Source organism: Streptococcus sp. SPS1 (assembly GCF_030439915.1).
GTDB lineage: Bacteria > Bacillota > Bacilli > Lactobacillales > Streptococcaceae > Streptococcus.
In genome coordinates, this window is the sequence record NZ_JAQFJG010000016.1 from 21,842 (window position 1) to 31,930 (window position 10,089).

Consider the following 10,089-nt stretch of genomic DNA (forward strand, 5'->3'; position numbering starts at 1 on the left):
GCGTGGAATTACTGATTTACCTCATCCTATTTTTACTGGTCTTGATTGTCTCGAGTACAACCAATAAGCTCCTGCCCTTTTTGCCTCTCCCTTTGGTGCAGATTCTTTTGGGAATTGTGATTGGTCTCTTTTTACCCAATACCGACTTTCATCTCAATACGGAGTTGTTTTTGGCACTGGTTATTGGGCCCTTGCTTTTCCGAGAGTCCGAAGAAGCGGATATTACAGCTATTTTAAAACACTGGCGAATTATTGTCTATCTCATATTTCCAGTGATTTTTATCTCGACCCTGAGTTTAGGTGGCTTGGCCCATCTTCTTTGGCTCAGCCTTCCCTTGGCGGCTTGCTTGGCTGTTGGGGCAGCCCTTGGGCCAACGGACTTGGTGGCCTTTGCCTCTCTTTCGGAGCGCTTTAGCTTTCCTAAGCGCGTCTCCAATATCCTTAAGGGTGAAGGACTTTTGAATGATGCTTCTGGTTTGGTGGCTTTTCAGGTAGCTTTGACAGCTTGGACAACAGGAGCTTTTTCCCTTAGGCAAGCGAGTAGTTCGCTCATCTTTTCAATCCTAGGCGGTTTTTTGATTGGCTTTTTAACAGCCATGACCAACCGTTTTCTCCATACCTTCTTGCTAAGTGTGAGAGCAACAGATATTGCTAGTGAGCTCCTTCTGGAATTGAGTTTGCCTCTGGTGACCTTCTTTCTAGCAGAAGAGGTACACGTTTCAGGGATTATCGCCGTTGTGGTTGCTGGGATTTTAAAGGCAAGCCGTTTTAAGAAAATTACGCTCCTCGAAGCCCAAGTGGATACGGTGACCGAGACGGTCTGGCACACAGTCAACTTTATGCTCAACGGTTCTGTCTTTGTGATTTTAGGGATGGAGCTGGAAATGATAGCAGAGCCTATCTTGACCAATCCAATCTATAATCCCTTACTGTTATTGGGATCTCTTGTTGCCCTTACCTTTGTCCTCTTTGCCATTCGTTTTGTCATGATTTATGGCTATTATGCCTATAGGACCCGACGTCTCAAGAAAAAGCTAAATAAGTATATGAAGGACATGCTTCTCTTGACCTTCTCAGGTGTTAAGGGAACGGTGTCGATTGCTACGATTCTTCTGATACCAAGTAATCTAGAGCAGGAGTATCCTCTCTTACTTTTCCTCGTCGCAGGTGTGACACTTGTAAGCTTTTTAACAGGTCTCTTGGTCTTGCCCCATCTTTCGGATGAACAGGAAGAAAGCAAGGATTATCTCATGCATATTGCCATTTTGAATGAAGTAACGCTAGAGTTGGAAAAAGAGTTGGAAGGCACGAGAAATAAGCTCCCTCTCTATGCGGCTATTGACAATTACCATGGACGTATTGAAAATCTCATCCTGAGTCAAGAAAATAAGGGGGCTCAAGAAGACTGGGCTGCTTTGAAACTCTTGATTCTTAGTATTGAAAGTGATGGATTGGAACAGGCCTATGAAGAGGGGAACATTAGCAATCGTGCTTACCGAGTTTACCAACGTTATCTGAAAAATATAGAACGAGGAATCAATCGTAAGTTTGCGTCACGATTGACCTATTATTTCCTTGTTTCTTTGCGGATTTTACGTTTTCTCCTTCATGAAGTTTTTACTCTCGGAAAGACCTTCCGTAGTTGGAAGGACAAGGAGCAAAGCCGTCTCCGTGCTCTTGATTATGACCAAATTGCAGAGCTCTATCTTGCCAATACAGAGATGATTATTGAAAGTTTGGAAAACCTGAAGGGAGTCTATAGACGCTCTTTGATTAGTTTTATGCAGGAGTCCCGTCTTCGAGAAACAGCTATTATCACCAGTGGTGCCTTTGTCGAACGGGTTATCAATCGCGTTAAGCCTAACAATATCGATGAAATGCTGAGAGGATATTATCTGGAGCGCAAGTTGATTTTCGAATACGAAGAAAAACGATTGATTACGACCAAGTATGCCAAGAAATTACGACAAAATGTCAATAACTTAGAGAACTATTCCTTGAAGGAAGCTGCCAATACCCTGCCTTATGATATGGTGGAATTGGTAAGAAGAAATTAGTTAATACTCTTCGAAAATCTCTTCAAACCACGTCAGCGTCGCCTTGGATTATATATGTGACTGACTTCGTCAGTTTCATCTACAACCTCAAAGCAGGGCTTTGAGCAACCTGCGGCTAGCTTCCTAGTTTGCTCTTTGATTTTCATTGAGTATAAGATTGTAAGTGAAGGAGTGTGACATGAAAAAGTGGTGGAAAGAGCTGATAGACAAGCCTTTATTAAAAGCTTTTTTGTATTATTATCAAGCATCAGATAGTGAGTTGACCAGTGTCGCAGTAGCCTACTATTGGTTGATTTCGATTTTCCCCCTGCTTTTGGTGGTGGTCAATATCCTCCCCTATTTCCAGATTCCTGTGGGAGAATTTCTGGGATTTGTGAAAGACGTCCTGCCCCCAAGCCTATATGAAGGTGTGGAAAAAATAGCCAGAGAAGTCTTGACGCAACCTTCAACAGGTTTATTGAGTTTTTCTGTTTTATCGGCGTTATGGAGTTTTTCAAAATCTATGAATTTCTTGCAAAAAGCTTTTAACAAGGCTTATGGCGTCGAAAAGAGTCGTGGACTTATTTCCCATCAGATGGTAAGTCTCCTAGTCAGTTTTGGTTTACAGCTCCTCTTTGCTTTTGCCTTGTTTTTGAGTTTGTTTGGGCAGATGATTTTGGATTTACTTGCTCATTATTGGACAAAAGATGGCATTATCTATCAGGCTTTACAAGGTTTGGCAGGTCCTCTGACTTACGCTCTCCTCTTTGCTATCTTGGTCATGCTTTATTATTTTCTTCCCAATCTATCTAACAGGAAACTTAGTTATACCCTACCAGGCAGTGCCTTTGTTCTCTTAGTGATTTTAGTTCTACTAACTCTGTTCTCTAGTTATCTCAATTACTATGTCCATCATTTAGTGGACGTCCGAATTTTAGGTTCAGTTCTTCTTGTTGTTATGATGTTTTGGTTTATCTTGATTGCTAAAATTGTTATCCTAGGCGCGGTTATCAATGCCAGTGTGCAGAGTTTGAAAGATCCGGCCTTTAAAAAAGACTAACTATTTATCCATTACAAAAGCGCATACTATCAAGGTTTTATAATACCTGATAATATGCGCTTTTTGATTATGACAATTAATAAATAAACATGGCATCACCGAAACTGAAGAAGCGGTAGTGTTCTTGGATGGCATGGTGGTAGGCATCTAAGACTAATTCACGGCCTGCAAAGGCAGAAACCAACATGACCAGAGTTGATTTTGGCAGGTGGAAGTTGGTTGAGAAGGCATCCACGACCTTCCACTCATACCCAGGTTTGATAAAGATATTGGTCCAGCCAGAATCTGCTTGGATTTGCCCATCAAACTTGGAACCAATAGTCTCCAAGGTGCGGATAGAAGTGGTTCCGACAGCGATGACGCGACCACCATTTTCCTTAACAGAGCGAAGGGTGGCAGCAGCTTCCTCAGAAAGTTGGTAGAATTCTGAGTGCATTTCGTGTTCGTCCAGATTGTCAACTGAAACGGGTCTAAAGGTTCCGAGTCCGACATGAAGAGTCAGATAAACCAGATGAACACCCTTAGCTTGGATTTCTGCCAGTAGTTCTTTGGTGAAATGAAGACCAGCAGTAGGTGCAGCAGCAGAGCCACTTTCCTTGGCGTAAACTGTTTGATAGCGTTCACGGTCATCCAGTTTTTCATGGATATAAGGCGGTAGCGGCATTTCACCCAGACTTTCCAAAACTTCTAGGAAAATTCCTTGGTATTCAAAGCGGACAATGCGGCCCCCGTGGGTCAATTCTTCCGTAACGACTGCGCTGAGGCGACCATCACCAAAGCTGACACGAGTGCCAACTTTGAGGCGTTTGGCAGGTTTTGCCAGGACTTCCCACTCATCTCCAGCAGTATTTTTGAGCAGGAGAAGTTCCACATGGCCTCCTGTTTCTTCCTTTTGACCATAGAGGCGGGCAGGGAGAACGCGGGTGTCGTTCATGACAAGGGCATCACCAGGTTCCAGCATATCAATAATAGAGTGGAAGTGTTTATCCTGCATTTCTCCCGTCTCACGATTGACGATGAGGAGTTTAGAGGAATCACGTTTTTCAAGGGGCGTTTGGGCAATCAATTCCTCGGGTAAGTGGAAATCAAAATCAGCTGTATTCATATATCTGTTCATTCTTTCTAAGTTCTAATCCTATCCATTATAACATGTTTCAAGTTTGGACGCTCTTTTTTTAGAAATTAAATCGTTTTCACTTGACAAAAATTGGTCTATACCATATAATAAATATAGATAGAAATGGAGGATGAAAAGATGAAAGTTATTAAAGTTGAAAACCAAATCGAAGGTGGAAAAGTTGCTTTTGAGATTTTGAAGGAAAAATTGGCCAACGGCGCTCAAACTCTAGGACTTGCGACAGGAAGCAGTCCACTTGAATTTTACAAGGAAATTGTTGAGAGTGACCTTGATTTTTCAAATCTAACCAGTGTCAACCTTGATGAGTATGTAGGCCTTGAAGGCGACAATCCTCAGTCTTATCGTCACTTCATGCAAGAAAACTTGTTCAACCAAAAACCATTTAAAGAAAGTTTCTTGCCTCGTGGTGTTAAGGACAATGCTGAAGCTGAAGTTGAACGCTACAACCAAATTTTGGCTGACCATCCAGTTGACCTCCAAATCTTGGGAATCGGTCGCAATGGACATATCGGATTTAATGAACCTGGTACTCCATTTGACAGTCAAACGCATCTAGTCGAACTGGACCAGTCTACTATCGAAGCAAACGCACGTTTCTTTGACAAGATTGAAGACGTCCCAACCCAAGCCATTTCAATGGGGATTAAGAATATCTTGGATGCCAAGTCTATCCTTCTCTTTGCTTACGGTGAGTCAAAAGCAGAAGCCATCGCTGGAACAGTATCAGGACCGGTGACTGAGAATCTACCAGCAAGTAGCCTCCAAAATCACCCTGATGTGACCATTATTGCGGATGCTGAAGCGCTCAGCTTACTTGAAAAATAAAAAGCAATGTTCTATTGAACGCTTTCAACTCTTGTATAAATGTAAGAAAAAATCAAAATTAAACCGCATTTTTGCTTGACAATTATTCCTTTTACGTGTAGAATAAAATAGATATTGAACTTGAAGGGAGTGAAAAAAATGTCTAAAACAGTAGTACGTAAGAATGAATCTCTTGACGACGCACTTCGTCGTTTCAAACGTGCGGTTACTAAAGCTGGTACTCTTCAAGAAACACGCAAACGTGAATTCTATGAAAAACCTTCTGTAAAACGTAAACGTAAATCAGAAGCAGCTCGTAAACGTAAAAAATTCTAATTGAAATGAAAGGCTAGAGAAATCTAGTCCTTTTTCTTTTAATACTCTTCGAAAATCTCTTCAAACCACGTCAACGTCGCCTTGCCGTATGTATGTGACTGACTTCGTCAGTTCTATCCACAACCTCAAAGCAGTGCTTTGAGCTGACTTCGTCAGTCTTATATACAACCTCAAAACAGTGTTTTGAGCAGCCTACGGCTAGTTTCCTAGTTTGCTCTTTGATTTTCATTGAGTATAAATAAATACTCCAAATCCTGCAAAAATCTCAAATATCCTCTTACAATTTGATATAATAGTAAAAAGAACTCGATTGAAGGAGGAAATGATGTCGGTTTTAGTAAAAGAAGTGATTGAAAAGCTTAGACTAGACATTGTCTATGGCGAACCAGAATTGCTTGAAAAGGAAATCAATACAGCGGATATTACGCGACCTGGTCTTGAAATGACAGGCTACTTTGACTACTACACGCCAGAGCGGATTCAGCTCTTGGGGATGAAGGAGTGGTCTTATCTGATTAGCATGCCTTCCAACAGCCGTTATGAAGTTTTGAAAAAAATGTTTCTACCTGAGACACCTGCGGTCATTGTTGCCCGTGGTTTGGTGGTTCCAGAGGAGATGTTAAAGGCAGCCAGAGAATGTAAGATTGCCATTTTAACCAGCCGTACGGCTACTAGTCGTTTGTCTGGAGAGTTATCTAGCTATCTGGATTCTCGTTTGGCAGAACGGACCAGTGTGCATGGAGTCTTGATGGATATCTATGGGATGGGTGTCTTGATTCAGGGAGATAGTGGAATCGGTAAGAGTGAGACAGGTTTAGAGCTTGTCAAACGTGGTCACCGCTTGGTAGCTGATGACCGGGTCGATATCTTTGCCAAGGATGAGATTACTCTTTGGGGTGAACCGGCTGAAATCTTGAGACACCTGATTGAAATTCGTGGGGTTGGGATTATCGATGTTATGAGTCTCTACGGTGCCAGTGCTGTCAAGGATTCTTCACAGGTTCAGCTTGCTGTCTATTTGGAAAATTACGATACGCATAAAACTTTTGATCGTCTTGGCAATAATCCAGAGGAACTCGAAATTTCTGGCGTAGCCATTCCTCGTATCCGTATTCCAGTTAAAACAGGTCGTAATATTTCTGTCGTGATTGAGGCTGCTGCCATGAATTATCGTGCAAAGGAAATGGGCTTTGATGCGACTCGTTTGTTCGAAGAACGCTTGACAAATCTCATCGCTCGAAATGAGGTGCAAAATGCTTGATCCAATTGCTATTCAACTAGGACCCCTAGCCATTCGTTGGTATGCCTTGTGTATTGTGACAGGCTTGATTCTTGCGGTTTATTTGACCATGAAAGAAGCGCCTAGAAAGAAGATTATACCAGACGATATTTTAGATTTTATCTTGATAGCCTTTCCTTTGGCTATTTTAGGAGCTCGTCTCTACTATGTCATTTTCCGTTTTGATTATTATAGTCAGAATGTCGGAGAGATTTTTGCCATTTGGAATGGTGGTTTGGCCATTTATGGCGGTTTGATTACAGGGGCTCTTGTCCTCTATATCTTTGCTGATCGTAAACTCATTAACACTTGGGATTTCCTAGATATCGCGGCGCCTAGCGTCATGATTGCCCAAAGTTTGGGTCGCTGGGGTAATTTCTTTAACCAAGAAGCCTATGGTGTAGCAGTAGATAATTTGGATTATCTACCTGGCTTTATCCGTGACCAGATGTATATTGAGGGGAGCTACCGTCAACCGACTTTCCTTTATGAGTCTCTATGGAATCTGCTTGGCTTTGCCTTGATTCTGATATTGAGACGAAAATGGAAGAGCCTCAGACGAGGTCATATCACTGCTTTCTACTTGATTTGGTATGGTTTCGGTCGTATGGTCATCGAAGGCATGCGGACAGATAGTCTCATGTTCTTTGGCCTTCGGGTATCGCAATGGCTATCAGTTGTCCTTATCGGACTGGGTATTTTTATCATTCTATATCAAAATCGAAAGAAGGCCCCTTACTATATTTCAGAGGAGGAAAACTAAATGTTAGAAGTTGCATATATTCTTGTAGCCCTTGCTTTGATTGTATTTTTAGTGTATCTAATCATTACTGTGCAAAAGCTTGGACGTGTTATCGATGAAACAGAAAAGACGATTAAAACATTAACTTCAGATGTAGATGTGACCTTGCATTATACCAATGAGTTGCTGGCTAAGGTCAATGTCTTGGCAGATGATATCAATGTCAAGATGGCAACGATTGATCCACTCTTTAGTGCTGTTGCAGATTTGTCTCTATCTGTTTCAGACCTCAATGACCATGCGCGTGTCTTGAGCAAGAAAGCTTCATCAGCTGGTTCAAAAACACTCAAGACTGGGGCAAGTTTGTCAGCTCTTCGTCTTGCAAGTAAATTTTTCAAAAAATAAAAAGGAGAATCCTTATGGGTAAACTATCCTCAATCCTTTTAGGAACCGTTTCAGGTGCAGCTCTTGCCTTGTTTTTAACAAGTGACAAGGGCAAACAAGTTTGCAGTCAGGCTCAAGATTTTCTGGATGATTTGAGAGAAGATCCAGAGTATGCCAAGGAGCAGGTCTGTGAAAAACTGACAGAAGTTAAGGAGCAAGCTACAGATTTTGTTCTGAAAACCAAAGAACAGGTTGAGTCAGGTGAAATCACTGTGGACAGCATCCTTGCTCAAGCCAAATCATGTGCTCGCCAAGCGACAGAAGCATCAAAAGATCGATTCAATAATCTCAAAGAGCAATGGCAAGAAAAGGCCGAAACTCTTGATGAATTAGAAGAGATTGTGATTGATATCAAAGAAGAAAAAATCTAGATTTGACAGAGAGGGAAACCTCTCTTTTTGTTTGGAATGATATAATATGTTGATATTTTATAAATAAATAAAAATTTTTAACTTTATTTGATAGAATAAATCGTTTTATATTTGTGTAAATATAGTAAAACTGGTATAATTGAGCTGTGATGGCTGTGATGGCTGTGATGGCTGTGATGGCTGTGATGGCTGTGATGGCTGTGATGGCTGTGATGGCTGTGATAGCTGTGATGTTTAAATATATCATCATGGTGAATTTTTGTAGATATACTCTATTAGGAGTTTAGCTATAAGAATTGCTTTTTATTTTATATTTTTTTATTTAAGGAGAAGCCATGGGAAAGAAATTGGATTCAATAAATAGAGTAGAGCGTCACCAACGTGAAAAGGTTTTACGCTTTTCTATTCGTAAATATAGCTTTGGTGCAGCTTCAGTAGCTGTTGCGGCACTACTGTTTTTGTCTGGGCATCAGGCTGCCCGAGTTGAAGCTGCTCAAATTTCAGATAAGACGGAGTCATCTAAGAAAGAGGACAACGATTCTGCAGCAGTCAATTTGTCTAAACCTAAAGCAGAAGATAATCGAACTACAAATTTATTAAGCACTGATACGAATACGTCAGGGGAATTAACTAGAAATTCAACTGATAATTTATCTGAAAATAGAACTACTACCATTAATACAGAAGTAGGAGAAAAACAAACACTAGATAAAACGAAATTACAAGAGAAAATTACAGAAGTTCAAGGACTCTTGGATAAGGTCAACAAGGAAAAAGCTCCAGCTTCAACCCTTGCTGCAATCCAGGCAGATTTAGAAACAGCTAATAGTGTGCTTAATAACAATAGTCTTGAGTTGACACAAGCGGAAATTGATGCGGCAACTAAAAAGTTAGAAGAGCAAATCTTTATTTTACGTTCAATGCCTAAGGTTGATTCTCCTGAGAAAATAGAAGGGGAAAATACAATTGCTGATTCAGGTTCTCGTGGTCCACGTAATGGAGATAAGACGAAAGAAGGTTCTGATTTCAGATCAGTCCCCATTGATACTACAACTAATCGTGGGGAGCTAGGAATTGTTGTAGCCAACTCTGGATTTATTACAGGGTATGCAACACCATCTTCAACAATTGAGATTAAGAGAAATGGTCAAACAGTAGTGACTACTACACTTGATGATTCGGGAGCTTTCAAATTAAATGCTCCAGGTATTGAAGTTGGAGATACAGTTGAATTAGTGGTTAATAGACAGACTGTTGCTACTACTACAGTAAAACAAACAGATACAGTAACTTTTAACGACAGTTTAGCTTATATTGCTCAAGTCGATGGATATACAGCGGCAGAAGCTGATGTTAAAGTAACAGTTGGAGAAAAAACTTATAACACTAAATCCCAAACAAATGGATATTTCACAGTTGATGTAGATACTAATTTGATGGTAAAAGATGCTGTTGTTACAGCAGTAGTAACTAAAAATGGCAAAGAAGTTGCTCGCGGGACAAGTACGGTTCGTGAAACAAAAGTAACAGACTTTGGGGTTGGTTGGACTAAAAACCCGATGATTGACTACTCACACCGTGATGTATATTCGCCAGATACGAAGCAATATGCTTTCGTAAGTAAAGGGACTGCTGATCAAGCGTATGAGAACATTCGTGTTTACCGTGAAGAACGTATTGAAAAAGATGGGAAAAGATATTATTACTGGATCTTAGATTCAGGACCAAGACCAAATGGATTAGACGGTATTTCTAAAAAAACTCTAAGCAGGCAGAGCCTGCTAACTCATGACAGAAAAAGAAGTTTAGCTTATAATGAAGATGAACAATACAAATCCGTGGTGTCTAATAGGGCTTTTCCTAGCCTGTTAAAAAAACT

General features: G+C 40.8%; 12 protein-coding genes. 9 read left to right on the forward strand and 3 right to left on the reverse strand.

Features of this window, described 5'->3' with window-relative positions; genetic code table 11:
* Positions 1-2: 2 nt before the first annotated feature.
* Entirely contained in the window at positions 3-2,057 is a 2,055-nt protein-coding gene (locus PCY12_RS09570) for a sodium:proton antiporter (protein WP_301352696.1), read from the forward strand.
* 178 nt (positions 2,058-2,235) lie between these two features.
* Complete coding sequence (locus PCY12_RS09575; protein ID WP_301352698.1) at positions 2,236-3,096, forward strand: YihY/virulence factor BrkB family protein; 861 nt, start codon at positions 2,236-2,238, stop codon at positions 3,094-3,096.
* 76 nt (positions 3,097-3,172) lie between these two features.
* On the opposite strand, the gene queA is transcribed toward PCY12_RS09575, so the two are convergent.
* Entirely contained in the window at positions 3,173-4,201 is a 1,029-nt protein-coding gene (queA, locus tag PCY12_RS09580) for a tRNA preQ1(34) S-adenosylmethionine ribosyltransferase-isomerase QueA (RefSeq protein WP_057487667.1), read from the reverse strand.
* Positions 4,202-4,351: 150 nt separating this feature from the next.
* On the opposite strand from queA, the gene PCY12_RS09585 reads away from it, so the two are divergent.
* Together PCY12_RS09585 and rpsU are read left to right on the forward strand one after the other, a co-directional pair.
* Positions 4,352-5,059: a glucosamine-6-phosphate deaminase gene (locus tag PCY12_RS09585; RefSeq protein WP_173261945.1), complete on the forward strand. Its 708-nt coding sequence runs from the start codon at positions 4,352-4,354 to the stop codon at positions 5,057-5,059.
* A gap of 138 nt (positions 5,060-5,197) precedes the next feature.
* Positions 5,198-5,374 carry a 30S ribosomal protein S21 gene (rpsU, locus tag PCY12_RS09590; protein ID WP_000048054.1) on the forward strand — a complete coding sequence of 59 codons (177 nt, stop codon included), beginning with the start codon at positions 5,198-5,200 and terminating at the stop codon, positions 5,372-5,374.
* A 70-nt stretch (positions 5,375-5,444) separates the two neighbouring features.
* Here rpsU and PCY12_RS09595 read toward each other — a convergent pair whose 3' ends face one another.
* The gene (locus PCY12_RS09595; RefSeq protein ID WP_301352700.1) at positions 5,445-5,603 is read right to left on the reverse strand and encodes a hypothetical protein; all 159 of its coding nucleotides are present in this window, start codon (positions 5,601-5,603) and stop codon (positions 5,445-5,447) included.
* Positions 5,604-5,699: 96 nt separating this feature from the next.
* Here PCY12_RS09595 and hprK point away from each other — a divergent pair, with 96 nt between their 5' ends.
* Genes hprK through PCY12_RS09615 form a run of 4 tightly spaced genes read left to right on the forward strand, consistent with a single transcriptional unit; the run spans position 5,700 to position 8,210 of the window.
* Positions 5,700-6,635, forward strand: a complete 936-nt coding sequence (gene hprK, locus PCY12_RS09600; protein WP_301352701.1) for an HPr(Ser) kinase/phosphatase — start codon at positions 5,700-5,702, stop codon at positions 6,633-6,635.
* Positions 6,628-7,416 carry a prolipoprotein diacylglyceryl transferase gene (gene lgt / locus PCY12_RS09605; protein ID WP_173214056.1) on the forward strand — a complete coding sequence of 263 codons (789 nt, stop codon included), beginning with the start codon at positions 6,628-6,630 and terminating at the stop codon, positions 7,414-7,416. Before hprK ends, lgt begins: the two co-directional genes overlap by 8 nt.
* A complete protein-coding gene (locus tag PCY12_RS09610; protein WP_173214058.1) occupies positions 7,417-7,800 on the forward strand; it encodes a DUF948 domain-containing protein in 384 nt (127 codons plus the stop codon). It abuts the gene before it with no gap.
* A 14-nt stretch (positions 7,801-7,814) separates the two neighbouring features.
* Positions 7,815-8,210 (forward strand): YtxH domain-containing protein, encoded by a 396-nt coding sequence (locus PCY12_RS09615; protein WP_301352702.1) that lies wholly within the window; start codon positions 7,815-7,817, stop codon positions 8,208-8,210.
* Here the strand turns inward: PCY12_RS09615 and PCY12_RS09620 are convergent.
* Positions 8,191-8,460 carry a hypothetical protein gene (locus tag PCY12_RS09620; protein ID WP_301352704.1) on the reverse strand — a complete coding sequence of 90 codons (270 nt, stop codon included), beginning with the start codon at positions 8,458-8,460 and terminating at the stop codon, positions 8,191-8,193. The two genes, PCY12_RS09615 and PCY12_RS09620, sit on opposite strands and share 20 nt — an antisense overlap.
* A gap of 85 nt (positions 8,461-8,545) precedes the next feature.
* On the opposite strand from PCY12_RS09620, the gene PCY12_RS09625 reads away from it, so the two are divergent.
* Positions 8,546-10,089: YSIRK-type signal peptide-containing protein (locus PCY12_RS09625; protein WP_301352706.1), on the forward strand; the 1,544-nt coding region annotated here is incomplete at its 3' end.

Bases quoted from the DNA above. Each gene is read 5' to 3' on its own strand.
- PCY12_RS09575 (WP_301352698.1), top strand. From the start codon at position 2,236: ATGAAAAAGTGGTGGAAAGAGCTGATAGACAAGCCTTTATTAAAAGCT.
- queA (WP_057487667.1), bottom strand. From the start codon at position 4,201: ATGAATACAGCTGATTTTGATTTCCACTTACCCGAGGAATTGATTGCC.
- PCY12_RS09585 (WP_173261945.1), top strand. From the start codon at position 4,352: ATGAAAGTTATTAAAGTTGAAAACCAAATCGAAGGTGGAAAAGTTGCT.
- rpsU (WP_000048054.1), top strand. From the start codon at position 5,198: ATGTCTAAAACAGTAGTACGTAAGAATGAATCTCTTGACGACGCACTT.
- PCY12_RS09595 (WP_301352700.1), bottom strand. From the start codon at position 5,603: ATGAAAATCAAAGAGCAAACTAGGAAACTAGCCGTAGGCTGCTCAAAA.
- hprK (WP_301352701.1), top strand. From the start codon at position 5,700: ATGTCGGTTTTAGTAAAAGAAGTGATTGAAAAGCTTAGACTAGACATT.
- lgt (WP_173214056.1), top strand. From the start codon at position 6,628: ATGCTTGATCCAATTGCTATTCAACTAGGACCCCTAGCCATTCGTTGG.
- PCY12_RS09610 (WP_173214058.1), top strand. From the start codon at position 7,417: ATGTTAGAAGTTGCATATATTCTTGTAGCCCTTGCTTTGATTGTATTT.
- PCY12_RS09615 (WP_301352702.1), top strand. From the start codon at position 7,815: ATGGGTAAACTATCCTCAATCCTTTTAGGAACCGTTTCAGGTGCAGCT.
- PCY12_RS09620 (WP_301352704.1), bottom strand. From the start codon at position 8,460: ATGATGATATATTTAAACATCACAGCTATCACAGCCATCACAGCCATC.